Source organism: Pseudomonas baetica, assembly GCF_051216495.1.
Classification (GTDB): Bacteria; Pseudomonadota; Gammaproteobacteria; order Pseudomonadales; family Pseudomonadaceae; genus Aquipseudomonas; species Aquipseudomonas baetica_B.
The window spans coordinates 1-25,675 of the sequence record NZ_JBPKAM010000042.1 but is presented as its reverse complement, the minus strand read 5'-3'; the positions used below and the strand labels follow the sequence as shown (position 1 = coordinate 25,675).

The following is a 25,675-nucleotide window of genomic DNA, read 5'->3' as shown; positions in this document are numbered from 1 at the left end:
CGCCAGCGATCAGGCAATACGGGCAGAACTGGGCCAGCACCTGGCGCGTTTGTGGCGCTACGGCTTGCTATTGTCCCGGCAACGGCATGTGGCCGAGGACCTGGTGCAAGCCACCTGTGTGCGGGCGCTGGAACGGGCCGGGCAATTCGAGTCAGGCACGCGCATGGATCGCTGGTTGATGAGCATTCTGCATTCGGTCTGGCTCAACGAAGTGCGGGCCCGGCGGGTGCGCAACGGTCAAGGCACGATGGAGGGCGAAGAGGTGTTGTCGTTCGACGGTGAGTACGCGGCGCAAACCCATGTCCTGGCGGCGCAGGTCATCCGCCGTGTCGACGCGTTACCTGAAGCCCAGCGCGAAACGGTTTTTCTGGCCTATGTCGAAGGCCTGTCCTATCGCGAAGTCGCCGAGGTGCTGCAAGTGCCCATCGGCACCGTGATGAGCCGTCTGGCCGCAGCCCGGAGCAAACTTGCCGAGTATCCGCCATTGCAGTCCGTACCCAACCCTTCCCGCGGAGAACGTCGATGAACGCGCGAATCCCGGATGAGCAACTGGTGGCTTATCTGGACGACCAGCTCGACGCTGAGCAGCGTCAGCGTATCGATGCGGCCATTTCTGAAGATCCGATGCTGGGCCTGCGCCTGCAATGGCTGAACCGCAGCAGCCTGCCGTTCAAGGCCGCCTACGACGAACTGGGGCGCCAGGCACCGGTGGATCGCCTGCAGGCCATGCTCGATACCCTGCCCTCGCCGGCCCGTCCAACACTTAATCGCCGCAGGTTCCTCGCGGCGGCAGCCGGGCTGGTGGCGGGTGGAATACTCGCGGATCGCTTGTTCCTCGGCTGGCAATTGAGCCAGGAAAAAACCAGCTGGCGGCAGTTGGTGGCGGACTACATGGTGCTTTATGTACCGCAAACCCTCGACCACCTGCCCAGCGACGAAGCGGCCCAACGCATGCAGTTGCGCACCATCGATGCGCGCTTGGGCCTGCGCCTGGCGCCCGCACAACTGACCTTGGCCCGCGCCGAGTTCAAACGCGCGCAAATCCTCGAGTATGACGGCGTACCCATCGCCCAGATCACCTACCTCGACCCGGTCCACGGTCCGATGGCGCTGTGCATCACCCGTTCCAACAGCGGCAGCCGGCATTTAGCCCGGGAAATCCGGCACGAGATGAACATTGTCCATTGGGCGGACATGGAACATGCGTGGATGCTGATCGGGCGTAATCCGATGGCGGATCTGGAGGAGATGGCCCGGGCACTCCGCGCGCGCTTAAGCGCTTGACCCTGTAGGAGCTGCCGAAGGCTGCGCCTACAGGCGCGTTGTGACATTGGCTGATCAGGCCGTTCTGCTGCCAGCCTTCACAAGATCCTGCGCCCGCGGAAATTCTCCCAACGAATCCAGAACAAGGGTGTATTTCACCTTGTCACCCACCAGGAACATATCCTGCCCTCCCACCGATAGATTAGGACCGATCCTGACCGCCAGCCTCGAGCAACCATCATCCGGCATGACCATGGCAAATTTGGTCCACATGGCATCGATCCAAACTAGCCTGATCGCGTTGATCGTCCCTTTGCCGGTTCTTGTTGTTGGTTCTTTCATCTCCACTCTCCAGTCATCGGTGCATGGCGCGACTGCCTGACTGCGTAGGGACAATGGAACGCCTAAATGGTGACTGTGACTACTGTCAGGTTTGACAGGTACGGTTCGGCAACCACAACCGAAAACGCGCCCCTCCCAGCGGCGAAGCTTCAACCGTCAACATCCCCCCCTGCGCTTCCAGCGCCCGCCGACTGATCGCCAATCCCAAACCAAACCCGCCCGTGGCGCGATCGCGGCTGCGGTCGAGGCGGTAGAAGGGTTCGAAGATTCGCTCGCGTTCGTTATCGGGGATGCCAATACCGTCATCGTCCACCCAGATCTCACAGCCTTTGGGGCAGACCCGAACGCCGACCTGAATGCGTTTTTCGCAGTAGCGCATGGCGTTGCGCAGCAGGTTTTGCAGGGCGCGGGCGGTCAGGCGCGGGTCGAGGCTGAAGCGTTCGAGTTGGCCATGGAGCAGGACGTCGATGACGATGTCCGGTGATTGCTCGTCATCGACGCTGCCCAGAATGCTGTCGATGAATTCATCCAGCGACACCTCGACCCGCTCCGGCACCCGCGCCGGGTTTTGCAGGCGACTGTAGGACAGCAACTCCAGCACCAGCTCATCGAGTTCGCGAATGTGATCCACCAAGCCCTGCAAGCGTTCGCGACTGGTCACGGGCAAGTCGTCGGACAGGGCCAGGGCCAGGCCGAAATCCAGGCGGGTCAGCGGCGTGCGCAGTTCGTGGGAGACCGCATTGAGCAGATCGCGTTGCTGGTTGAGCAAGTTTTCGATATCGCCGGCCATGGTGTCGAAGACGTGGGCCAGGCTGCCGATGTTGGAGCTGGGGGCAATCTGCGTGCGTTCGCTCAAGTGACCTTTGCCGAAGCGTTCGGCGGCGCCTTTCAGCCGTTCCAGATCGCGCCAGTGCGGGCGCAGCCACAGCAACAGACAGGCGAGCATGGTCGCGCCGATCAGCACGTTAATGCTCCAGTACAGCAAGCTGACGTCCATTGGGTCCGGTGGCACGATCATTTGCACTACGGTGCGCTCGTTCAGCGGCGCCACCGCCAGGGTGCGCCAGCCCCAGTCGCCAATGCGCACCACGTTCTCGCCACGCTTCAAGCGCTGCTGTTCATCGGCGGAAAAATCGTGGTCGTCGTTGCTGCTAAGAACGATGTGCAGCGGATGAAATTCCTTGTCCAATTGCGCCGTGAGCGCCGGCCATTGTTCACTCGGCACAGCCTTGAACTGCTTGACGATGAGGGTTTGCAACCCTCGGGAATAATCGAGATTGTAGGCGACAAAGCGTTCGTGGAAGACCTTGATCACCAGGTCCGGCACCAGATAAATCGCGGCGCTGTACGAAATGATCGTCACCAGGTACAGGCGAAACAGGATTCTGCACATCGGCTCAGCATTCCCACTCGGAACGGCTGAACAGGTAGCCCTTGCCCCACACCGTCTTGATCTTGCGCGCCTCGCCGGCATGGTCGTCGAATTTGCGCCGCAGCTTGGAGATCGCCACGTCCACCGAGCGGTCGGTGCCGTTGAATTCGATGCCGCGCAAACGTTGCAGAATCTGGTCGCGGCTCAGCACTTCACCGGCATGCCGGGCCAGCACCACGAGCAGATTGTATTCACCGCTGGACAGCTCCACCGGTTGTTCGCGCCAGGTCACGGTGCGCTCGGACAAGTCGATGCACAGGTTGCCCATGAGGATGCGGTCGTTGGCAGTCTGCGGCTCGCTGAGGCTGCTGCGGCGCAGCAAGGTCCTCACCCTTGCCAGCAATACCCGTGGCTCGCAGGGTTTGGTGACGTAGTCGTCGGCGCCCATTTCCAGGCCCAACACCTGATCGTGGCTGTCGTCGCGGGCGGTGAGCATCAGGATCGGCAGCGCTGCCGAATCGGCGCGCAGCAGGCGGCAGACTTGCAGGCCATCGAGACCGGGCAGCATCAGGTCGAGGATCACCAGGTCCGGAGGTGTGGCCCGCGCGCGCTCACGCACCTGATCGCCACGGCTGATCACACTGACGGAGTAACCATTGCGTTCCAGGTAGCTGGCAATCAATTCGGCGAGGGCGGCGTCGTCTTCGACCAGGAGGATGTTGGGCATGGGGTGTTTCCAGAAAGTGCTGTGGCGTGTGTCAGGGCCTCATCGCTGGCAAGCCAGCTCCCACAGGGTCCGATGTGTACATAAATCATGTTTACACCATCAACCACTGTGGGAGCTGGCTTGCCAGCGATAGCGGCCTGACAGACGCTAAAAAATTCAAGACTTGAAGGATATACGCCCTCACCCGCACCTGAGCAAAACCCTTACACAATTTCACACAGCACCAACAAAGCTTCACCGCTACCCTCGCCGCCGCCCAGTAGGATGCTGGGGGTCTTTATTGGGGTCATTCATGTCAAAAAATCTGCTTGCCAGGCTCAGTCTTGTAGCTCTGGCCCTGACGCTGAGCGCCTGCGACAAATCCTCGAATGCCGAAGAACAGGCGCCTTTGGCCAGCGTGCGTGTCGAAACCATTGAAACCCGGTCACTGTCGATCAGCAGCGAGTTGAGCGGGCGCATCGTCGCGCCACGCATCGCCGAAGTGCGCGCCCGGGTCGCCGGCGTGGTCCTGCAACGTACCTTCCGCGAAGGCAGCGACGTAAAAAAGGGTGATGTGTTGTTCCGCATCGATCCGGCGCCATTCAAGGCTGACCTCGACAGCGCCGAAGCCGCATTGCGCAAGGCCGAAGCCAATGCGTTCCAGGCCCGGCTGCAAGAACAGCGATATGCGCAGTTGATCGACGACAAGGCCATCAGTGGCCAGGATTACGACAATGCCCGGGCCACTGTGCGGCAAACCGCCGCCGACGTGGCCGCCAGTAAAGCCGCCGTTGAGCGAGCGACACTCAACCTCGGCTACGCCACCGTCACCGCGCCGATTTCCGGGCGCATCGGTCGCGCGTTGGTCACCGAGGGTGCGTTGGTCGGACAGAACGAAACCACGCCGCTGGCGCTGATTCAGCAACTGAACCCGATCCACGCTGACTTGACCCAATCGACCCGCGAACTCAACGACCTGCGCCGCGCCTTCCGTTCCGGCCAACTAAAAGAAGTCGGCCAGGGACAGGCCAGGGCCACGCTGATTCAAGACGACGGCAGCCTCTACCCGCTGCCGGGCAAGCTGCTGTTCAGCGACATCACGGTCGACCCCGGCACCGGGCAGATCATCCTGCGCAGCGAATTCCCCAATCCGGACCTCGACCTGCTGCCCGGCAGCTTCGTGCGGGTACGCCTGGAGCAAGCGGTGATTGCGCAAGGCATCAGCGTGCCGCAACGGGCGATCCAGCGAGACAGTGCCGGCATCGCACACGTGCTGCTGCTCGACGCCGAACAACGGATCGGCCAGCAACTGGTGGAGCTGGGCGCCGTGCAGAACGATCGCTGGATCGTGACTGGCGGCCTCAAGCCCGGCGACCGCATCGTCATCGAAGGCCTGCAACACGCCAAGCCCGGCGAGCAAGTGCAGATCGACGACTCCCCTCTTCCCCTTGCCCAGGTTTCCGGGCAGTAAGCAGGACGCTTGTTTATGCCGCAGTTCTTTATCGACCGCCCGGTGTTCGCCTGGGTGGTCGCCCTGTTCATCCTGCTCGCCGGTGCGCTGTCCATCCCGCAATTGCCGGTGGCGCAGTACCCGGACGTCGCACCGCCGCAGATCGAAATCTATGCCGTCTACCCCGGTGCTTCGGCGCAGACCGTGGACGAAAGCGTGGTCAGCCTGATCGAGGAAGAACTCAACGGTGCCGACCACTTGCTGTACTTCGAATCGCAAAGCAGCCTCGGCAGCGCGACGATCAAGGCCACTTTCCAGCCTGGCACCGATCCTGAAATGGCTCAGGTGGACGTGCAAAACCGCCTGAAAGTCGTGGAGTCGCGCCTGCCTCAAGCCGTGACTCAGCAAGGCTTGCAGGTGGAGAAAGTCTCCGCCGGTTTCCTGCTGTTGATCACCCTCACCTCTACCGATGGCAAGCTCGACGACGTGGCGCTCAGCGATTACCTGGCGCGCAACGTGATGAACGAGATCAAGCGTCTGGACGGTGTCGGCAAGGCGCAGCTGTATGGTTCGGAACGGGCGATGCGGATCTGGATCGACCCGCGCAAGCTGATCGGTTTCAACCTGACACCGGCCGACGTTAACGCTGCCATCGTCGCGCAGAACGCCCAGGTGTCCGCTGGCAGCATCGGCGAATTGCCGAGCCGCACGACCCAGGAAATCACCGCGACCATTCTGGTCAAAGGCCAGTTGTCGACACCGGAAGAATTCGCCGACATCGTGCTCAAGGCCAATCCCGACGGGTCGACCGTGCGTATCGGCGACGTGGCGCGGGTCGAGATCGGCAGCCAGGAATATCAGTTCGGCACACGCCTCAACGGCAAACCCTCCACAGCGGTCGGCGTGCAACTGTCACCCGGCGCCAATGCCCTGAGCACCGCGACCCTGGTGCGGGCAAAGATGGATGAGCTGTCGCGCTATTTCCCGGCCAAGGTCGAATACAAGATTCCTTACGACACCTCGCCCTTCGTCAAAGTCTCGATCACCAAGGTGGTTTACACCCTCCTTGAAGCGATGGTGCTGGTGTTCGCAGTGATGTTCCTGTTCCTCCAGAACATCCGCTACACCCTGATCCCGACGCTGGTGGTGCCGGTGGCGCTGATGGGTACGTTTGCGACCATGCTGGCCCTGGGTTTTTCGATCAACGTGCTGACCATGTTCGGCATGGTGCTGGCCATCGGCATTCTGGTGGACGACGCCATTGTGGTGGTGGAGAACGTCGAACGGATCATGGCCAGCGAAGGCCTGTCGCCCAGGGACGCGACGCGCAAGGCGATGCAGCAGATCACCGGTGCGATCATCGGCATCACCCTGGTGCTGGTGGCGGTGTTCATTCCGATGGCGTTCATGCAGGGCTCGGTCGGGGTGATCTACCGCCAGTTCTCATTGTCGATGGCGACTTCGATCCTGTTCTCGGCCTTCCTCGCCCTGACCTTGACCCCGGCGCTGTGTGCGACGTTGCTCAAGCCCATTGCCAAGGGCGAACATCACGAAAAAACGGATTCTTCGGTTGGTTCAACCGCCGGTTCGAGCAACTGACCGATCGTTATCAAGGCTGGGTCGCCCATGCGCTGAAACGCAGCGGTCGCTACTTGCTGATCTATGTCGTGCTGCTGGTGGGCCTCGGGCTGTTTTTCAGCCGCCTGCCTTCCTCGTTCCTGCCGGTGGAGGATCAGGGCTACACCATCACCGACATCCAGTTGCCACCGGGCGCAAGCAAGAACCGCACGGTGCAGGTGGTCGAGCAGATCGAGGCGCACAACGCTACGGAACCCGGCGTGGGGGACAGTACGGTGATTCTCGGCTTCAGCTTCTCCGGCAACGGGCAGAATGCGGCGTTGGCGTTTACCACCTTGAAAGACTGGTCCGAGCGCAGCGGCGACGATTCGGCGAGCTCGATTGCCGACCGCGCCAACATCGCTCTCAGCCAGATCAAGGACGCCATGGCCTTCTCCGTGCTGCCACCTCCGGTGGACGGCCTCGGCACTTCCAGCGGTTTTGAGTTCCGCTTGCAGGACCGTGGCGGTCTCGGCCATGCCACGTTGATGCAGGCGCGCACCGCGTTGCTCGCCGCCGCCGAGAAAAGCCCGATCCTGATGAACGTGCGCGAAAGCGCCTTGGCCGAAGCGCCGCAGGTGCAATTGATCGTCGACCGCAAGCAGGCCAATGCGCTGGGGGTGTCCTTTGCCGACATTGGCAGTGTGCTGTCCACCGCCGTCGGTTCAGCCTACATCAACGACTTCCCCAATCAGGGGCGGATGCAGCGGGTGGTGGTCCAGGCCGAGGGCGATCAACGCAGTCAGGTGGATGATCTGCTGAAGATTCACGTGCGCAACAATGCCGGGAACATGGTACCGCTGTCGGCATTCGTTCAAGCGAAGTGGACCCAGGGCCCGGCGCAGTTGACTCGCTACAACGGTTACCCGGCGATCAGCATTTCCGGCGAACCGAAGCCGGGTTACAGCACCGGGCAAGCCATGGCGGAAATCGAGCGGCTGGTGGCGCAAGGGCCGGCGGGGTTGGGCCAGGAATGGACCGGCCTGTCGTTGCAGGAACGCTTGTCCGGTAGTCAGGCGCCGATCCTGCTCGGGTTGTCGTTGCTGATCGTGTTCCTGTGCCTGGCCGCGTTGTACGAGAGCTGGTCGATTCCGACCTCGGTGCTGCTGGTGGTGCCGTTGGGTGTGCTCGGCGCGGTACTGGCCGTGACCTTGCGCGGCATGCCCAACGACGTGTTCTTCAAGGTCGGCCTGATCACCATCATCGGCCTGTCGGCGAAGAACGCGATCCTGATCATCGAATTCGCCAAGAGCCTGGTTGATGAAGGTCACGACCTGATCGACGCCACCCTGCAAGCCGCGCGCCTGCGCTTGCGCCCCATCGTCATGACTTCCCTGGCCTTCATCCTCGGCGTGGTACCACTGGCCATCGCCACCGGCGCCAGTTCGGCGAGCCAGCAAGCCATCGGCACCGGCGTGATCGGCGGCATGATCACCGCGACCTTGGCTGTGGTGTTCGTGCCAGTGTTTTTTGTGGTGGTGATGAAGCGGGTGCGCAAGCGCCAAGACAAAAACTGACCAACACCACCGACCCATTGTGGGAGCGAGCCTGCTCGCGAAAGCAGTTTAACCAGCCATACAAGTGTTGGATGTTATGACGCCTTCGCGAGCAGGCTCGCTCCCACAAGGGATTTCATAAAGTTCGGGAATATGGTCATTTCCGGCAACGCTGGGCTAAGGTGAGTGCATACCCCCGCCCAACGAGCCCCCATGCCCTACCTCACCCACACCCACCCCCGCCTGTCCGCCGCCACGACCCTGGGCATTGCGGCTGGCATCCTGATTCCCGCCGATTCGATCATCGGCAAAATCCTCATCGGCTGGAACGCCGGGGTCTGGAGTTATCTGGTGCTGATGCTCTGGCTCACAGTGCGCTCCAAGGCCACGGACGTGAAACGCATTGCCGAGATCGAAGACGAAAATGCCGGGCTGGTGCTGTTCGTGGTGTGCATCGCCGCCATCGCCAGCCTGGCCACCATCACCTTCGAACTGGCCGGCAGCAAAGACCTGGAAACCACCCGCAAGTTGTTGCATTACGGTTTCACCGCGCTGACGGTGTTCGGCTCGTGGCTGCTGATCGGGGTGATCTTCAGCGTGCATTACGCGCGGCTGTTTTACACCTGGGACGGCAAGGAGCCGGCGCTGCGTTTTGCCGAAGGTCTGACCACGCCCAACTACTGGGATTTTTTGTATTTCTCATTCACGGTTGGCGTGGCAGTGCAAACGTCGGACGTTGGCGTCGCGACACGTGAGTTGCGCAAGATTGTGCTGGCGCAATCGTTGATCGGTTTTTTGTTCAACACGGCGATTCTCGGCTTCTCGATCAATATCGCCGCCGGGCTGTTCAACTGATCCTTGCACAAACGTTCTAGTCAGCACCCTCTGTGCAGTCGTTAAATGAACCAGACCTCCGTCCCACAGGTGCCACATGACTGCTCATAACTGGATCGACCTGTCCCGGGACGCCGACACCGGCATCGAGACCCTGCGCGCGCATTTCCAGGGGCATGCCTACGACCCGCACTGGCATGACAGTTATCTGGTGGGCGTTACCGAGCAAGGGGTTCAGCAGTTCAACTGCCGCCGGGCCAAGCATCAGAGCACACCGGGCAAGGTGTTTTTGCTGGAACCGGGTGACATTCATGACGGAGAGGCACCGACGGACGACGGTTTCACCTACCGGATGCTGTATATCGATCCGCAGTGGCTGACCCGCGAACTCGGTGCGGTGTTCGACAAGGCGCCGGACAATAGCGAATTGAGTTTCGCCAGCACCCTGACCACCGACCGGCGCCTGGCCCACGCCACCAGCCTGACCTTTGAAACCCTGCATCGCGGCGAGCTGAAGATTGTCCGCCAGACGGCCCTCGATAATTTGTTCGAATGCCTGACCCGCCATCTGCACTGGCGCACTCGCTACGGCGAAGACCCGCGCCTGCCGTTGGTGGCGCAGAAGGCGCGGGAGTATTTGCATGCTCATGCTCACGAGGACATCGGCCTTGACCAATTGGCCGCCGCAACCGGCGTCGACCGCTTCCGCCTGACCCGTGCCTTCAAGGCCGCCTACGGCATGGCCCCCCACGCCTATCTAGTGCAATTGCGCCTCGCCACGGCCCGACGAATGCTGGCCCGGGGTGAACAACCGGCGGCGGTGGCAATGACGCTGGGTTTTGCCGACCAGAGTCATCTGGGCCGCTGGTTCGTGCGCGCCTACGGCCTGACACCGGCACTGTACCGCAAGCGCTGCTCAAATCTTCCAGACGGCTAACCCGGCGCTTGTGAAGATCAAGCTCACTGATCTTCACCGGAGTTTGCCTGCGATGCTGCCTTCTTTCCCGACGTTCCTGCCCTTCCTGCTGTTTGCCTTTGTCGCGGCGATTACGCCTGGTCCGACCAACATTCTGGTGTTGAGCAACAGTGCCCGATTCGGTTTGGCCGCCGCCGTTCCCATCATTCTTGGCGCCTGTGCCAGTGCTGCCTTCCTTGTGTTGCTGGTGGGTACAGGTGCCGGTACTTCGCTGAGCAAATGGCCCTTAATGCAAACGGTCATGCAATGGGTCGGCGTGGGCTGGTTGAGTTTCATGGCATGGCAGATTTTCAGTGCCCCGGCCACGGCCATCAACGCGCAGAAAGCCGAAGCCCGCCTTGGCGTCCTGGGCGCCATTAGCTTGCAATGGATCAACCCGAAAACCTGGATGATGGCACTGGCCGTGGTCAGCGTTTTTGCCGGTGCAGGTGAAGATCGGTTCATGCAGGTGCTTTACCTGTCCGGGGCGTTTTTCCTGATTTCCCTGCCATGCCTCGGCGTCTGGGCGCTGCTGGGTGCCGGGTCGAGTCGTTGGTTGCGCTCGCCCCGTGCCGTGCAAAGGTTCAATCGCTGCATGGCCCTGTTGTTGCTGGGTTCGGCTTGGTTGAGCGTCTTGGCCTGAGCCCTTTTGTCGGACAATCGCTAACACAGGGCTTGACGGCGAATCCGTTTCTGGTGTCTTCTGAAACCGGTTTCAGTGCAACGCACAAACCTTATAAATCCAATAACAAGGTTTCCGCCCGTGAACGATTTCTCCGCCGCCCAGCGCAGCCGCGTGACCATGCTCGACGTGGCCGAACACGCCAAGGTGTCCAAGGCCAGCGTCTCGCGATTCATCGGCGAAGACCGCGCCCTGCTGTCCGATGCGATTGCCCAACGCATCGAACAGGCGATTGCCGAACTCGGCTATCGGCCGAACCAGATGGCCCGTGGTCTGAAACGCGGGCGCACCCGCCTGATCGGCATGCTGGTGGCCGACATCCGCAACCCCTATTCGATTGCCGTGATGCACGGGGTGGAAACCGCCTGCCGCCGTCACGGCTACAGCCTGGTGGTGTGCAACACCGACCGCGATGACGAGCAGGAACGCCAGCACCTGGCCCTGCTTCGGTCCTACAACATCGAAGGCCTGATCGTGAACACCCTCGGCCATCACCGCGATGAGCTGCATGAACTGCACCGGGAAATGCCTTTGGTGCTGGTGGATCGTAAAGTCCACAACCTTGAAAGCGACATGGTCGGGCTGGACAACCCGCAGGCGGTCGACATGGCGCTCGATCATCTCGAAGAGCGTGGCTACCGTGACGTGATGTTGGTGACCGAGCCGTTCGATGGCACCAGTTCGCGGATCGAGCGTGTGAGCCGCTTCAGGGAGCAGATCGCGCAACGGCCGATGTTGAACGGGACGATCAGCGAAACCGGCAGCGAATTGACTGCCCACCTCAAAGCCTTCCTCGACACCCCTGGGCCCGGCCCGAAAGCACTGTTTTGCGCCAACGGTATTGCGGCGTTGGCCAGCACTCATGCGTTGCGTGAACTGCAGCGCAATCTATTCGAAGACGTGGGCCTGATTGCCCTCGATGACCTGGATTGGTATCCGCTGGTGGGCAGTGGCATCACCGCCCTCGCCCAGCCAACCGAAGAGATTGGCGCCCAGGCTTTTGAGTGTTTGCTCAAGCGTTTGCGTGGGGATGACGGGCCGATCAAGACCATGGATTTTTCGGCACGGTTGATTGTGCGTGGGTCGACCCGTGGAGTTGTTCGGTGAAAGTTCTGGCCCCTTCGCGAGCAGGCTCGCTCCCACAGTGGATTTGTGAACACAGGACCATTGTGGGAGCGAGCCTGCTCGCGAAGAGGCCCGAAAGGACACCACCTGTTTTTTTGAACAAAAATGAAACCGGTTTCAGAGGTAGAAAAACAATGAACAAACCCGCCGTTTCCATCAGCCTCTCCAGCTACGGCGCCGACCTTGTGCGCCAACGCGGCCAAGGCAGTTTCATCGATGTGCTGGCCGCCGCCGACGCCACGCACATCGAATGGCGCGAAGAATTGCTGACCGGTGAAGCGCCCGAGCAACTGGCCAACGCAACCCGGGCCAAAGGGCTGGAAAGTGTGTACTCCTCGCCCATGGAGCTGTGGCTGGCCGGCCAGTCGAAACCCAACCTCGAGTTGATGAGCGCCCTGCAACGCGCCCAGGCCTTTGGCGCCAAATGGTTGAAGGTTTCCCTGGGTTACTTCACTGATAACAACGACCTGCAAGCACTCGACAGCTTATTGCGTGTGAGCCCAGTGCAACTGCTGGTGGAAAACGACCAGACGCTGCATGGCGGTCGCATCGAACCCTTCCAGCGTTTTTTTGCTGAAGTTGAACAACACGCACTGCCGATCAAGATGACCTTCGATATCGGCAATTGGCACTGGCAGGATCAATCCGCCGCCAGCGCCGCGCGCCTGCTCGGGCGCCATGTCGGCTATGTGCACTGCAAAGCCGTTACGCGTCGTGCCGACGGCAAGTTGATAGCCATTCCCCCTGCCGCCAGCGACCTGCAACAGTGGGAACAACTACTAGAGCACATGACCCCGAACGTGATGCGGGCAGCGGAATATCCGCTGCAGGGCGATGACCTGGTGCAACTCACCACTGAGCATGTGGCGGTCCTGGCTAGCCTGGAGAGCGCCCATGTCTGAGATCGATATCCTGTCGTTCGGCGAAACCATGGCCATGTTCGTCGCCGATCAGAACGGTGATCTGGCCAGGGTCGATCATTTCCACAAGCGCATCGCCGGGGCGGACAGCAACGTCGCCATCGGCTTGTCGCGCCTGGGCTTCAAGGTGGCATGGCTGAGCCGGGTGGGGGCTGATTCACTGGGGCGGTTCGTGATCGACACCTTGAAAAACGAAGGCCTCGATTGTCGCAACGTAGCCATCGATGCCGCGCACCCCACCGGCTTCCAGCTCAAGTCCCGCACCGATGATGGCGACGACCCCAAGGTCGAGTATTTTCGGCGCGGTTCGGCGGCCAGTCATTTGTCGCCGCAATCGATCGTGCCCGAACTGCTCAAGGCGCGACACCTGCACGCCACCGGCATTCCTCCGGCGCTGTCGGAAACGGCGCGACAGATGTCTTTTGAATTGATGACCCGCATGCGCGAGTCCGGGCGCAGTGTGTCGTTCGACCCCAACCTGCGCCCGAGCCTATGGGCCAGCGAGCAACAGATGATCACCGAGATCAACCGCCTCGCCGCCCTGGCCCATTGGGTATTGCCGGGGCTCAGTGAAGGTCGTTTGCTGACCGGCTTCGAAGACCCTGCGGACATCGCGGCGTTTTACCTCGATCAGGGTGCCGAAGCGGTGGCGATCAAACTCGGCCCGCACGGCGCTTATTACCGCACGCATCTGGATCAGGGTTTCGTCGCCGGTGTGCCCGTGGAAACCGTGGTCGATACCGTTGGCGCCGGTGATGGCTTTGCCGTCGGCATGATCAGCGCCTTGCTGGAGAACCACAGCTTTGCCGACGCCGTGAAGCGCGCCAACTGGATTGGCAGCCGGGCGGTGCAGAGTCGCGGGGATATGGAGGGGTTGCCGAACCGCTCCGAAATGACCGTCGAATTTGAGGCCGCCATTCGCGAGCAGGCTCGCTCCCACAGGGAAACGCATTCCAATGTGGGAGCGAGCCCGCTCGCGAAGAGGCCCGCCTAGTCACTAAAGATTTAGAACCGTTACCTGCTGCGACAAAAACAACAAGCTCAGGAGCACCACTGATGAAAACCGCAACCCTCGCCACCCGCCGCTGGTGGTACATCATGCCCATCGTGTTCATCACCTACAGCCTGGCGTACCTGGACCGCGCCAACTACGGCTTCGCCGCCGCCTCAGGGATGGCCGCCGACCTGATGATCACCCCGGGCCTGTCGTCGCTGCTCGGCGCGCTGTTCTTCCTTGGTTACTTTTTCTTCCAGGTGCCGGGGGCGATCTATGCCCAGAAGCACAGCGTCAAGAAGCTGATCTTCGTCAGCCTGATCCTCTGGGGCAGCCTGGCGACCCTGACCGGGATCGTCTCCAACGCCTACTGGCTGATCGTCATCCGCTTCATGCTCGGCGTGGTCGAAGCCGCGGTAATGCCAGCGATGCTGATCTACCTGTGCCACTGGTTCACCCGCGCCGAACGCTCCCGGGCCAACACCTTCCTGATCCTCGGCAACCCGGTGACCATGCTGTGGATGTCGGTGGTCTCGGGCTATCTGGTGCAGCACTACAGCTGGCGCTGGATGTTCATCATCGAAGGCCTGCCAGCGGTGCTCTGGGCATTCATCTGGTGGAAGCTGGCCGATGATCGTCCGTCGCAAGCCAAGTGGCTCAATGACCAGGAAAAGCAGGATCTGGAAAGCGCACTGGCAGCAGAACAGGTCGGCATCAAGGCGGTGAAGAACTACGCCGAAGCCTTCCGCTCGCCTAAGGTGATCATCCTCGCCTTGCAATTCTTCTGCTGGAGCATCGGCGTCTATGGCTTCGTGCTCTGGTTGCCGTCGATCCTCAAGGCCGGTGCGCAAATGGACATGGTCCAGGCCGGCTGGCTGTCGGCACTGCCTTATCTCGCGGCGGTGATCGGCATGCTGCTGGTGTCCTGGGGTTCGGACAAATTACAGAAGCGCAAACGCTTCGTCTGGCCGCCGCTGTTGATCGCCTCGATTGCCTTTTACGGTTCTTACGCCCTTGGTGCCGAGCATTTCTGGTGGTCCTACACCTTGCTGGTGATTGCCGGTGCCTGCATGTACGCACCCTACGGGCCGTTCTTCGCGATCATCCCGGAAATCCTCCCGGCGAACGTCGCCGGCGGTGCCATGGCATTGATCAACAGCATGGGTGCCCTGGGTTCGTTTGGCGGTTCGTATCTGGTCGGCTACCTGAACAGCGCCACCGGCTCACCCGGCGCCTCATACCTGTTGATGAGCGGCGCGCTGATGCTCTCGGTGCTGCTGACGATTGCCCTCAAGCCCGGCGCCAGTGATCGGGAGCGGCCCTCGGTGGCCGTGACCCGCGCTGCCCACTCCTGAATCGAAGTAGAGAATTGATGATGAAAAAGCAGGTTGTGTTGTACAAGAAACTCTCGCCGGTGCTGATGGCCCGGCTTGAGGAACAAGCCGAGGTTACGCTGATCGAGAACCTTGACGCCGCAGGTCTGGAGCAACTGCGGGCCGCCCTGCCCCGCGCCCATGGCTTGCTCGGTGCCAGCCTTAAGCTCGATGCTGCATTGCTGGACCTGGCGCCCAATCTCCAAGCCATCGCCAGCGTTTCGGTGGGCGTCGACAACTACGACATCGACTACCTCACCGAACGGCGCATCCTGCTCAGCAACACCCCGGACGTGCTCACCGAAACCACCGCCGACACTGGCTTCGCCCTGATCCTGGCCACCGCCCGACGCGTGGTGGAACTGGCGAACATGGTTCGCGAAGGCCGTTGGCAACGCAACATCGGTCCTGCGCAGTTCGGCACCGATGTGCACGGCAAGACCCTGGGCATCATCGGCATGGGCCGCATCGGCGAAGCCCTGGCCCAACGCGGGCATTTCGGCTTCGGCATGCCGGTGCTCTATCACAGCCAATCGCCGAAGCCAGTGGTGGAACAAAGATTCAATGCGCAGTACCGGAGCTTGCCGGAGCTGTTACAGGAAGCGGATTTCGTTTGCCTGACGTTGCCGCTGACCGCTGAGACTGAAGGCCTGATCGGCGCCGAACAGTTCGCACTGATGCGGCCCGAAACGATCTTCATCAATATTTCGCGGGGCAAGGTGGTCAACGAAGCGGCGCTGATTCAAGCGTTAAAGGCGGGCCGGATTCGCGCGGCAGGGCTGGATGTGTTCGAGCGTGAACCGCTCTATGCTGACTCACCGTTATTGCAGTTGGATAACGTGGTGGCAACCCCGCACATCGGTTCGGCGACCCATGAGACCCGGGAGGCGATGGCAGAATATGCGGTGGAAAACTTGTTGGCTGCGCTGGCCGGTGAGCGGCCGAAAAGCCTGGTGAATGTCCAGGCGTGGAAGCGCTAAGAACTCCGTCGCCTGTCAGTCAGTCTTCGCGAGCAGGCTCGCTCCCACATTGGAATGCGTTCCCCCTGTGGGAGCGAGCCTGCTCGCGAAGAGGCCGGCACAAACGCCACAATTCCCTCAGGCCCGCCGCGCCTCCAAAAGGTCCATTGCACACAATGCGATCCGCCGACAGGCATCCGCCAGTTTCGGCCGATCCACCACCAGCCCGATGCGAATATGCCCCGCCGCACTCGGCCCGAACGCCTCGCCGGCCAACACCGACACGCCATACCCCTCCAGCAACCGCTCGGCAAAATGCTGGGCAGACAACCCGGTCTGACGCACATCGACCATCACGAACATCCCGCCATCCGGCCGAATCGCCCGCAGGCCCGGGCAGTGGTTCAGGCTCGAGCACACCAGGTCGCGCCGCCGGCGATACTCCTCGCGCATCAACGCCACCTCCGGCAAATCCTCATCCAGCGCCAATTGCGCGGCGTTCTGAATGAACTCAGGAATGCCGAACAACATGCACAAGGACAAATGATCCAGATGCTCGACCAGCATTTTTGGGCCAACTACCCACCCTACCCGCCAGCCGCTCATGGCATGGGACTTGGACAGGCTGTTGATCGTCGCCGTACGCTCGGCCATGCCCGGCAGGCTGGCCGGACTGATGTGTTCACCCTCGTACAACAAATCGCTGTAGACCTCATCACTGATCAGCCACAAATCATGACGGACACACAGCAACGCCAGCGCCTGCCAGACCTTCAATGGCAAGCTGGCGCCAGAAGGATTGTTCGGGCTGTTGAGCAACATGGCGCGGGTTTTCGGCGTGATCAGTGCAGCGACATCGAACGGGTCGACCCGGAATCCGTTTTCCGGGTGTACCGCCACCGGCAGCACTGTCGCACCGATGGCACCGAGCACGCCTTCATACGTCACGTACATCGGTTCGGCGACGATAACCTCATCACCCGGATCGAGCAGGCATTGCGCAACCGAATACACCGCGCATTGAGCGCCGGGCATGACGATCACATGCTCGGCGTCCACCACCTGACCGCTGCGCTGGCTATGCCGGCGGGCAATACTGTGGCGCAATCCTGGCGTGCCGCGTACGGGGGGATAGTGAGTGTCGCCAGCCAGCAGGCTATCGATGGCGGCATGGACGATGGGTAGTGGCGTATCGAAGTCAGGATCGCCGATCGACAGCAGCAATACATCGACACCCTGTTTGCGCAGTTCAAGTGCTCGATCATGTATCTGCCACGCCGCCGCTCCGTCACCGGCGATGCGTTGGGTCAAGGCTGAGTAGCGCATGTGTTCTCCAGTCGCGCGGGTTCCTGTTCATTACCCTATCGCAAATCTCGAACCGCGCCAGCAGGGCGCATCAAATCGACGGACGGACACATCGCTGCCGAAAAAAAATATCCCGGTCCAGGTATTTTCAGGGGATCAGTCTCTGTCACCTTCGCACCTACACCGATAACAAAAAAAAGACCAACGAATCAGTCAATTAGCACCTCACCGCACCACTGAAAACCACGTAGACATATCCTACAAAACTGATGCGCCTTCGCTGACAGCCCTTTCCACGGTATCTCAGTAAAGTCCGCCCGCCTGTAATTTGTGACAGGTTCCAAGGTGAAGAGATTGCGATATAAGAAAACCGTGCCTTCAGTTCCCTATAGGTGCTTGAAGGACGGTCGCGCGAACCTCGCCTTGAAGATGTAGGAAGATTCCGCCGCGCCCACGCCGTCAATGATGATGAATGGGAGATTCAACTATGTACCGTTCTACAACCGCTTCAGTTCAATCATCGCAAGCCCAAGTCAACCGCCCGCCACAGGCGGATCAACCCACCCAAGTGGTGACGCTCACGGCCAGAGAAATAGAGGTCTTGAAGTGGGGCCTGGCCGGCAAATCGTCCTGGGAGACGGCCAAGATCTGCGGCTGCACTGAGGCGGGTGTGAATTACCACTATTGCAATATCCGCCGAAAATTCGGTGTGAGGTCGCGCTGGATCGCCATGGTCAAGGCACTGGAGCAAGGCTTGATTCAAGCACCTTGAGCCAGGGTCTCATCAGTGGTCGGCACGTCATCGACGCCTGTTGAGACTTTTAATGAATCTGGAACAAACGCCTCAATCCATTCCGTTCAGCTGTTCGCTAGACGCTGCCTGTGACGATACGCCCGTGTTGCACAGGCACCGGCCGGACCAGCCGCTACGCATCATCCTTGCCGACGATCATCCCATCGTACTCAAAGGCGCTGAAATGACACTGCGCGCGTGCGGTGAATCGGCATTCGCCATTGTCGCGCAGGCCACCAACGCCGATGAACTTATCCACCAGCTGAAGAGCACGCCATGTGATCTGCTGATTAGCGATTACTCCATGCCTTGTGGACACTTACCCGATGGTCTGTCCTTGATGGGCTATCTGAGACGGCATTTTCCCCATATCCCCTTGATCGTGATGACCATGCTGCGCAACCCCTCGTTGCTGCAAGCATTGCTGAATCTGGGCGTCAGTGGACTGTTCGACAAGCGCAGTCCCTTGAGCGAATTGAAACAGGCGGCACATACCGTGATCAAAGGTCGTAAACACCTCTGCACATCGTTTGCGGGGATCCTGAAAACGCAAACCTTGTCGTCCACCGGCACTGATGCGCCGAGGGTAAGCCTTTCCGACCGGGAGCTGGAGGTCGTGCGTTTGTTTGTTCAGGGACTTTCCGGACGTCAGATCGCCGAGCAATTGAACCGCAGTGAAAAAACCATCAGTCGACAAAAACGCACCGCCATGGACAAGTTGGGACTTGGCCATGGCGGTGGGTTGGTGGAGTTTGCTCGAGTGAGTGGGTTGAATGGTTAATATTTTAGCGGCTGCTACAGGCAGGCCCCTTTATCGCCTGTGAGCGTGCTTTCCTATGTTCGTCTTTTCGGGTGTACGAACTGCCGTGTTGTACGTTGGTAAACCGAAATATTGATCTTTATTTCCATTTGGCGTGGTGGTGACGATGTCTCCTTTTACCCCCTGCGGCGGTTTCCCCACTACAACACCTGGCTTGCTTTTTGCCTGAGCTGCCTTGTAAGCCTCGGGAAAATGGTACTTATTGTGTGCGTAGTTACCCACTATGAGTTTGGGCTTAGGCTCGCTTAATCTCGACGACATTGATTCTCCTCTTGATGTCGAAGCCACCGGGTTCTGCGCCCAATCCGCTTGAGGGCTGGAAGAGCGCGAGCTTGAATAATCCGGCGCTGGAATCTCCGAACCTCGTGCCCTGCTCGCTCCTGTACGCGTTGCTGATCTGGAAGATCTCGAAACACTCAAGTCAGCCAGTTGATCTGTAACCCTTTCAAGGCCCCCAGAAGTTCGACCAGCACGACTTGCGGCTAGAGCTCCAGTGTTAGCGAAATCATCCCCAGACATCATGAGTACAATCGAAAGTCGTTTGATTATTGAAGAATTTCCCGACGGATCTCCATGTTTGACCGGATTACCTAAACCATATGCATACGCATTGCGCCCACCCTCTCCAAACGGACTCCAATACGCACCATCAGGACTTTCAAAACGCAACAAACACGTATTGAACATCCTATTGCCCGCGCCCAGGAAATATTTGCCGGAAAACGAGTCCCGAAGCTCGCCGTTGTAGCCCAGATGACTCCCTCCCCCCTGATCGTACCCATACGTTGAATAGGCGATACGCTTGTGCTGTTGCATGCTGACCTCTGACACCACGCTGTTCTCACCGTCAGTGGCCAGCATCAGGACTTTGGGACAGCACCTGCCTGGTGCTCCGCGAGCACAACCTCCTTGCCACGAACAAAGGTGCTTGTGCTGGAACCCTCGCTCAGATTGTGGATCTCCCCATCTTGATAAAAACGAAACTGTGCGTTTGCGCCTGTGCCTTGGCTGACGAGCGTATCCAGGGAATCGTAGCCATAGGATTTTGATGCTCCTCCAGTCGGTTCGCTGACACTGATCAAGCGGCCCAGGCCGTCATAATCAAGACTTCGTCCTTCTTCGTCGTGCAACAAGCAACCGTCGGCGTTGTAGGTAAGGTTAATCGTGCTGGGGTAGTCGGCATGATCGTTGGTGACTGAACTTAACTGCGCTGGGTCGTTCGGGTTGTCGAAGGTGTAGTTGGCGCGATTACGTCCTCCAGGAAAATAAGTGGTTACCCGCAAGATATTATCCAGTTCATCGAAGATAAATATCTGCATGTCTATTGACTTTCCGTAAGGGTCCACTGGTTGTTGAGTACCTTTGCATTCATAGACTTCCAGACGGCTACGAGCATCATATTGGTAGGTTTGGTCGCGCAAAACGCTGCCGTTTTCAGTCAAGGTGCTCTGGGTCAACCCATCGACTACGTTGTAGACCTGTTCGAGTTTTTGAGTCACTCCCCCGCCAAAATCGAACTCTCGCAATACTTCGCGGCCCCAATCGTCCCAGTTCAGCCTGGTTGTCAGACTCTGCGTACCGTCGGTGGTCACGATGCTTTCGACCTCGCCCAGAGTAGCGTGATAAGTAAACCTGGCCACCGTGGTGCCCAGCGTTGTACTTAGCAATCGTCCAGTGGATTTGTCGTAGTCATAAATCTGATCCTGATTCAGCACGTCGACGTACTTCAACAGACGTGCCTGCCGGCTGTAGTCGTACCACATCGTGAACGTCTGGCCGGTACGGTTGGGAATGTCGCCTGGGGCAGTTCGAGAGCGATCGCATTCACGTCCACTTCGGTGATCTCTGAAGGCAGTTCGTTGTCCAGCCCTGTTTTAGAAACCCAATAGCGCACGGGGACTTTCGGGCCGTTTTTGCCTTCCTTGATGTACCGCCATGGGATGCTCACCCTTGCATCCCCACCGGGGGTGTGGCCAGGGCCGGGTGAAGGCGTATCGTCAAATTCGAGCCGCGCCTCGGGGACAATCACGCCATTCCATTCGAAATCCACGACATGTCCATTTTCAGCTTCGGCAAACCACTTGAAATCGAAGAATGCGTCTTCGTTCTTGTCATCCCGAGTCAACTGGTTGGTTCGGTTCCCGTCGTGATTCACCACGTCTCCCTTGAGCAAACTCGGGTGCGTGGGGACTGGCCATTCCTCTTCGGGAGGCCACGGTAACCAGCCGATTGGGGACTCCAGGTTGACCTTGAACGTATCGCTCGCTGGGCCAAAGGGGCGCCCTTTACGGACATACAGATAACTGACAAGCGTGTCTTTAGCGCCAGCGGTGGTTTCTCCGTATTCCAGCAACAACGTTTTCAAGGGTACTACCGGCACTTCAATCCTCGTGCTGCCGTTATCGGGAATGGGAAAGTCTTTCACCACTTGGGTGTTGCCCCAACTCAGCGTGAGCGTGTCACCGGGTTTGAAGGCAGTGGGGCGTTTGATCCAGACACTCACTCCCTCCCAGACATGTTCAAGCAACAGGACCGGGTCGGCCTGATCGACTTCGGGTTTATCGAGGGGCAACGCAGGTAACAGGCCGAAGGTGAACGTCGCATTGGTCCAAAGCGAGAGCAAACTGTCATTGAGTGCCTTGTCTCTAATGATGTGGAGAAAAACCACCTTCGCATCACCAAACGCGCGAATCTTCGCTTCATCTATTTCGACAACATTGGTTGTCGTCGAGGGATCCGTGAGCGGGCCATACGCAATCGGAGTGATACCTGTGAGGTCGTCGGGAACATTGTTGACGTCGAATAGATAAGTGGCGATGTTGTCACCATCCTTCCATTCGTACTTGGAAGAGGATGGAACGGTAAGTTTCAGCTTGCTGCCGACGGGCAAGTTGGCATCGTCCACAAAGGGATCATCCAGCGTCAGTGCTTCAGGTGGATGCTCACCGTAGGGTCGCACCCGATCACAAAGGAACGACTCAGTGGGGCTTTCGTCTTCCGATGTGTTGTAGTAAGTGATTACGTATTTCAGCTCGCAGTTCGCGTGCTCTGGAAGATCGTTGATGGATATATCCATCGCATAGGGGAAAGATTCCGTGTAATCAGTCTGGCCGGTTGGCACCAGGAATCGGTGACTGGCGACCTCCACAAATCCCTTGCCGTCGTCACTGTCCAACTGTAACGAAACAAATTCCCCTTGCTCGTCAGGATTAGCAGGATCAAAAGGAGGCGATGTAACGAACCAGCGCGGGATCTTTACCGTAATTTTCCTGTTCTCCCGCAGTCTGGGGCCGTGGAGGATAGTTTTGCCGACATCGACAAAATCCGCGGCATCGAACTCAATCGGTTTTTCTGCAAGGGTCGCACGATAATCGCTGCGCATTTTCACATAGGCGCGGCTGGCTTTTGCTCGCTCGCTTTTGGTCTGGATGTTCGACATGTTCCTTCCCTCCTGTTACGCCATTTGAGCCACGGGCATCCCCGTGGGCATACGTAGCTCAACAGCCTGGAGCTGGCGGGTACAAAACGATCCCGTGTCGCAGGACTACCTGTCTCTGCGTGAATTAAGCACCGACATACAGAAAAGCGAAACTGTCAGAGTTGACAGGTGGGGATTTATACAGGGGGCCTGGCAGAGTTCGTCATTGCGCGCTTCACGACAGAAAATTCGAGATTGCCGATCGCCTTCGAGAGCTTGTTTAAACGCGTTTAAGACAGTTTCTTGAAAGCCACAAACCCTTGCGTCGTTGCCTACGGTTACACCAGAATCCGCCGGCTTGTGCACCTTGGGGCCGCTCAGTAACTTGATTCGCGTCACTGCCCATCAGTGATCGGGTTTAGCAGCCCGGGGTTGTAAGCAAGCTGCACAAGCGCTGTCAGTCAGGCATTCCCATGCCTGCTCTCGATGGTGGCTGTGCGCAGGGCGCCTTCGGGCGCGCCGGCTTTGCTAGCTTCCCCGGTCTGCTAACCTGCGCACAGCTGCCTCCCTCTCGTTTAGCAGCATGAGGGTTGGCACCCAATCAGGAAGCAAGCGTATGTTTAAGGTCACACCCAATCCCCCGGACACCGATCCAACCTCCCCGTACGAACCCGACTCAAACAAACTCAACGAAGCCGCCGAACGCGCCCTCGACTTTCACTTCCCCTCCACGGCCGACATCAAGGCCACGCCACGTACGCCTAGTACGCTGTTTAGCGTCGACCCCGAAGCCACGAGCGAAACCTGATGGTGTATCTGGTGGAGACGCTGGCGTCGGTGGAAGTGATGGTCCATCAGTTGGTGGATCATCTGGAGGGGGGCGATCGCCATGCGCTGCTGGGGATTTCCAACAGCGTGATGCTGGCGGAGATCACGGCGAATCGGGTGTTGGATCAGATTGACCCGCCCTGACACACTCCTTGTGGTGAGGTGATTGAATGTGGCGAGGGGATTTATCCCCTCGCCACAGAAACCTTAGTGCTGGTGAATCCCGGCCATCCGCCAGACGCGAGCGATGTCTGTCGCCCGCTCGCGCAACAGCCGTGGCGCATTCATGCATGCCTCCTTCAGTGTGATCGGTCCGCTCACCAGAGAGAACGCGGCATCGATGCCGTGGCCGTACAGCGCCTGATAATCCTCGCCCAGGGAGCCGGCAATAACGATAACCGGCACGCCTCGTTTGCGAGCGATTTGCGCCACGCCAAAGGGGGTCTTGCCGCGCAGGGTCTGGGCATCGAATCGCCCTTCTCCCGTAATCACCAGATCGGCGCCGTCGACGGCTTCGGCAAGGCCCACCAATTCAGCGACCACTTCGACCCCGGGCATGAACTGCGCCCCGAGAAATGCCTTGGCGGCAAACCCGAGCCCACCCGCTGCGCCACTGCCCGGCTCGTCGCGCACATCTTTGCCCAGCACCTTTGCGCAGTGATCGGCGAAGTGCCCGAGGGCATGATCCAGCAACTGAACCTGCTGCGGTGTGGCGCCTTTTTGTGGTCCGAACACCGCCGACGCACCGTGGGGACCGCACAGCGGGTTGTCGACATCGGCGGCGATGTCGAAGCGTACATTCTTAAGGCGCGGATCGAGTTCGCTCAGGTCGATGCGAAACAGTTTGGCAAGGGCCAGGCCGCCCGGTGCCAAGGGCTGACCCTGGGCGTCGAACAGTTTCATGCCCAAGGCTTGCATCGCACCGGCGCCACCATCGTTGGTGGCGCTGCCGCCGATGGCCAGGATGATGCGTTGCGCGCCTACGTCGAGGGCGAAGCGGATCAATTGGCCAGTGCCGAAGGTGCTGCTGTTGCAGGCATCGCGTTGATCGATCGGGACCAATTGCAAACCGCTGGCTTCGGCCATTTCGATGATCGCGGTGCGGGTGTCAGGCAACCACCCCATCCTCGCATTGGCAACATCGCCGAGGGGGCCGCGCACTTCGGCACGCTGGTGCTCCCCGCCGCACGCCGCCAACACCGCCGCGACGGTGCCCTCCCCGCCATCGGCCATCGGGCATTTGATCAACTGTGCATCAGGCCAGACTTCCCGGAGTCCCAATGCAATGGCATCAGCCACGCCTTGAGCACTGAGGCTGTCTTTGAACGAATCGGGGGCAATCACGATTTTCATGGGAATTCTCCAGTTCCAATGCACCCATGCTGCCAGCCGGCCAGTCCAATGACGCCGGTCCGCTGCACAAGCGGTCATGGGGATTATTGTTCATTTCCACAAAACCGGTTTTCTGTGGGAGCGCTGGGTCAGTCAGCAAGGGGTTGGAGGGGATGGCCCCTTCGCGAGCAGGCTCGCTCCCACAATGGATCTCCAATGTCCTCAAATCCTGTGGGAGCGAGCCTGCTCGCGAAGAAGGCAACTCGGTTTCAGGTCAAACCCAAATGGCATCCCACAGCGGATAGTCGCCAAGCTTATCGACCAGCCCCGCCCTTAACGGGTTTGCCACAACATAGCGGGCCAGCTTCACCAAATCTTCATCACGGCGCAGCGCCCGATCATGAAAGCCTTGCTGCCAGTAACGGGCCTGTCGACCCGTGGTCCGGTTTATCGCCTTGGTACTCAAGGATTTAGTCCTTTGCATCAGCTCACTCAATGATCCGCCCTGCAAATCGATCAACCAGTGAAAGTGATCAGGCATGACGACCCATGCCAATGAATGGGCAAATCCCAGATCCTGTGCGGCGCGAAATTGTGCGACGACTAATCTGCCCAGGGCAAAGTCGTTAAATACAGGCTCTCTTCCAAGGGTATTAGTCGTCAGCAGGTAAATCCGATTGGCTTCGGAAAAACGGCCGAGACGCAGTCGATGAGACGCGGATAGATCAGGCATTCCTTTGCCCCGTTCATGTTTAAGTCATGAGGAAGGCTAGTCCTGTGGATACCAGAGGATGAGGCAGGCTTTTAGCTGGATGTGTCTGGACGAATGCCTTCGCGAGCAGGCTCGCTCCCACAATGGATTTGCGGGGTTCATGCTATTTGTGTCTCACCACATGTCTCTGTGGGAGCGTGCCTGCTCGCGAAGGCGGTGGGTCAGGCAACATGGATGCTGGATGTGAGGGCCTCTTCGCGAGCTGGCTCGCTCCCACAATGGATTTGCGGGGTTCATGCTATTTGTGTCTCACCACATGTCTCTGTGGGGGCGGGGGGGGGGGGGGGGGAGGGGGGGGGGGGGGGGAGGGGGGGGGGGG

22 protein-coding genes and 2 pseudogenes are annotated in these 25,675 nt (G+C 59.6%); 15 read left to right on the top strand and 9 right to left on the bottom strand.

What is annotated here, in order from left to right:
• Positions 1-28 precede the first annotated feature (28 nt).
• Positions 29-526, top strand: a complete 498-nt coding sequence (locus tag ACSFE6_RS16320) for a sigma-70 family RNA polymerase sigma factor (protein ID WP_435428605.1) — start codon at positions 29-31, stop codon at positions 524-526.
• Positions 523-1,284: an anti-sigma factor family protein gene (locus ACSFE6_RS16315; RefSeq protein WP_435428582.1), complete on the top strand. Its 762-nt coding sequence runs from the start codon at positions 523-525 to the stop codon at positions 1,282-1,284. The genes ACSFE6_RS16320 and ACSFE6_RS16315 overlap by 4 nt, the downstream gene beginning before the upstream one ends.
• Positions 1,285-1,338: 54 nt before the next feature.
• Here ACSFE6_RS16315 and ACSFE6_RS16310 read toward each other — a convergent pair whose 3' ends face one another.
• The 3 genes from ACSFE6_RS16310 to ACSFE6_RS16300 form a co-directional block, all read right to left on the bottom strand.
• Entirely contained in the window at positions 1,339-1,605 is a 267-nt protein-coding gene (locus tag ACSFE6_RS16310; RefSeq protein ID WP_435428581.1) for a hypothetical protein, read from the bottom strand.
• An 85-nt stretch (positions 1,606-1,690) separates the two neighbouring features.
• A complete protein-coding gene (locus ACSFE6_RS16305; RefSeq protein WP_435428580.1) occupies positions 1,691-2,998 on the bottom strand; it encodes an ATP-binding protein in 1,308 nt (435 codons plus the stop codon).
• Positions 2,999-3,002: 4 nt separating this feature from the next.
• On the bottom strand, positions 3,003-3,704 hold the full coding sequence (locus ACSFE6_RS16300) for a response regulator (RefSeq protein WP_435428579.1): 702 nt from the start codon (positions 3,702-3,704) through the stop codon (positions 3,003-3,005).
• Positions 3,705-3,996: 292 nt separating this feature from the next.
• On the opposite strand from ACSFE6_RS16300, the gene ACSFE6_RS16295 reads away from it, so the two are divergent.
• The 10 genes and pseudogenes from ACSFE6_RS16295 to ACSFE6_RS16250 all read left to right on the top strand — a co-directional run bounded on the left by ACSFE6_RS16295 (position 3,997) and on the right by ACSFE6_RS16250 (position 16,109).
• Complete coding sequence (locus tag ACSFE6_RS16295; RefSeq protein WP_435428578.1) at positions 3,997-5,154, top strand: efflux RND transporter periplasmic adaptor subunit; 1,158 nt, start codon at positions 3,997-3,999, stop codon at positions 5,152-5,154.
• Between the two features lie 15 nt (positions 5,155-5,169).
• Positions 5,170-8,267 (top strand): annotated as a pseudogene (locus tag ACSFE6_RS16290) (multidrug efflux RND transporter permease subunit).
• 192 nt (positions 8,268-8,459) lie between these two features.
• Entirely contained in the window at positions 8,460-9,101 is a 642-nt protein-coding gene (locus ACSFE6_RS16285; protein WP_435428577.1) for a DUF1345 domain-containing protein, read from the top strand.
• A gap of 76 nt (positions 9,102-9,177) precedes the next feature.
• The gene (locus ACSFE6_RS16280) at positions 9,178-10,017 is read left to right on the top strand and encodes an AraC family ligand binding domain-containing protein (RefSeq protein WP_435428576.1); all 840 of its coding nucleotides are present in this window, start codon (positions 9,178-9,180) and stop codon (positions 10,015-10,017) included.
• Between the two features lie 52 nt (positions 10,018-10,069).
• Positions 10,070-10,678: a LysE family translocator gene (locus tag ACSFE6_RS16275; RefSeq protein ID WP_435428575.1), complete on the top strand. Its 609-nt coding sequence runs from the start codon at positions 10,070-10,072 to the stop codon at positions 10,676-10,678.
• A gap of 120 nt (positions 10,679-10,798) precedes the next feature.
• Positions 10,799-11,824 (top strand): LacI family DNA-binding transcriptional regulator, encoded by a 1,026-nt coding sequence (locus ACSFE6_RS16270; RefSeq protein WP_435428574.1) that lies wholly within the window; start codon positions 10,799-10,801, stop codon positions 11,822-11,824.
• 152 nt (positions 11,825-11,976) lie between these two features.
• Positions 11,977-12,744 (top strand): sugar phosphate isomerase/epimerase family protein, encoded by a 768-nt coding sequence (locus ACSFE6_RS16265; RefSeq protein WP_435428573.1) that lies wholly within the window; start codon positions 11,977-11,979, stop codon positions 12,742-12,744.
• A complete protein-coding gene (locus tag ACSFE6_RS16260; RefSeq protein ID WP_435428572.1) occupies positions 12,737-13,756 on the top strand; it encodes a sugar kinase in 1,020 nt (339 codons plus the stop codon). The genes ACSFE6_RS16265 and ACSFE6_RS16260 overlap by 8 nt, the downstream gene beginning before the upstream one ends.
• A 62-nt stretch (positions 13,757-13,818) precedes the next feature.
• Positions 13,819-15,111 (top strand): MFS transporter, encoded by a 1,293-nt coding sequence (locus ACSFE6_RS16255; RefSeq protein ID WP_435428571.1) that lies wholly within the window; start codon positions 13,819-13,821, stop codon positions 15,109-15,111.
• A gap of 20 nt (positions 15,112-15,131) precedes the next feature.
• A complete protein-coding gene (locus tag ACSFE6_RS16250; protein WP_435428570.1) occupies positions 15,132-16,109 on the top strand; it encodes a 2-hydroxyacid dehydrogenase in 978 nt (325 codons plus the stop codon).
• Between the two features lie 117 nt (positions 16,110-16,226).
• On the opposite strand, the gene ACSFE6_RS16245 is transcribed toward ACSFE6_RS16250, so the two are convergent.
• Positions 16,227-17,414, bottom strand: a complete 1,188-nt coding sequence (locus ACSFE6_RS16245) for a pyridoxal phosphate-dependent aminotransferase (RefSeq protein ID WP_435428569.1) — start codon at positions 17,412-17,414, stop codon at positions 16,227-16,229.
• Positions 17,415-17,880: 466 nt separating this feature from the next.
• Here ACSFE6_RS16245 and ACSFE6_RS16240 point away from each other — a divergent pair, with 466 nt between their 5' ends.
• Together ACSFE6_RS16240 and ACSFE6_RS16235 are read left to right on the top strand one after the other, a co-directional pair.
• Entirely contained in the window at positions 17,881-18,165 is a 285-nt protein-coding gene (locus ACSFE6_RS16240; protein WP_435428568.1) for a helix-turn-helix transcriptional regulator, read from the top strand.
• 52 nt (positions 18,166-18,217) lie between these two features.
• Complete coding sequence (locus ACSFE6_RS16235; RefSeq protein WP_435428567.1) at positions 18,218-18,967, top strand: response regulator; 750 nt, start codon at positions 18,218-18,220, stop codon at positions 18,965-18,967.
• A 30-nt stretch (positions 18,968-18,997) separates the two neighbouring features.
• Here the strand turns inward: ACSFE6_RS16235 and ACSFE6_RS16230 are convergent, their stop codons facing one another.
• The 3 genes from ACSFE6_RS16230 to ACSFE6_RS16220 are packed head-to-tail and all read right to left on the bottom strand — an operon-like array spanning position 18,998 to position 22,445.
• Positions 18,998-19,867, bottom strand: a complete 870-nt coding sequence (locus ACSFE6_RS16230; protein ID WP_435428566.1) for an RHS repeat-associated core domain-containing protein — start codon at positions 19,865-19,867, stop codon at positions 18,998-19,000.
• Positions 19,867-20,769 (bottom strand): hypothetical protein, encoded by a 903-nt coding sequence (locus ACSFE6_RS16225; protein ID WP_435428565.1) that lies wholly within the window; start codon positions 20,767-20,769, stop codon positions 19,867-19,869. Before ACSFE6_RS16225 ends, ACSFE6_RS16230 begins: the two co-directional genes overlap by 1 nt.
• Positions 20,733-22,445: a hypothetical protein gene (locus ACSFE6_RS16220; protein ID WP_435428564.1), complete on the bottom strand. Its 1,713-nt coding sequence runs from the start codon at positions 22,443-22,445 to the stop codon at positions 20,733-20,735. Before ACSFE6_RS16220 ends, ACSFE6_RS16225 begins: the two co-directional genes overlap by 37 nt.
• 595 nt (positions 22,446-23,040) lie before the next feature.
• Between ACSFE6_RS16220 and ACSFE6_RS16215 the strand changes: the two are divergent.
• Positions 23,041-23,396: pseudogene (locus tag ACSFE6_RS16215) on the top strand (DUF6124 family protein).
• 63 nt (positions 23,397-23,459) lie between these two features.
• On the opposite strand, the gene ACSFE6_RS16210 reads toward ACSFE6_RS16215, so the two are convergent.
• Both ACSFE6_RS16210 and ACSFE6_RS16205 read right to left on the bottom strand, forming a co-directional pair.
• On the bottom strand, positions 23,460-24,605 hold the full coding sequence (locus ACSFE6_RS16210; RefSeq protein WP_435428563.1) for a glycerate kinase: 1,146 nt from the start codon (positions 24,603-24,605) through the stop codon (positions 23,460-23,462).
• 253 nt (positions 24,606-24,858) lie between these two features.
• Positions 24,859-25,317 (bottom strand): REP-associated tyrosine transposase, encoded by a 459-nt coding sequence (locus ACSFE6_RS16205; RefSeq protein WP_435428562.1) that lies wholly within the window; start codon positions 25,315-25,317, stop codon positions 24,859-24,861.
• Positions 25,318-25,675: the final 358 nt, after the last annotated feature.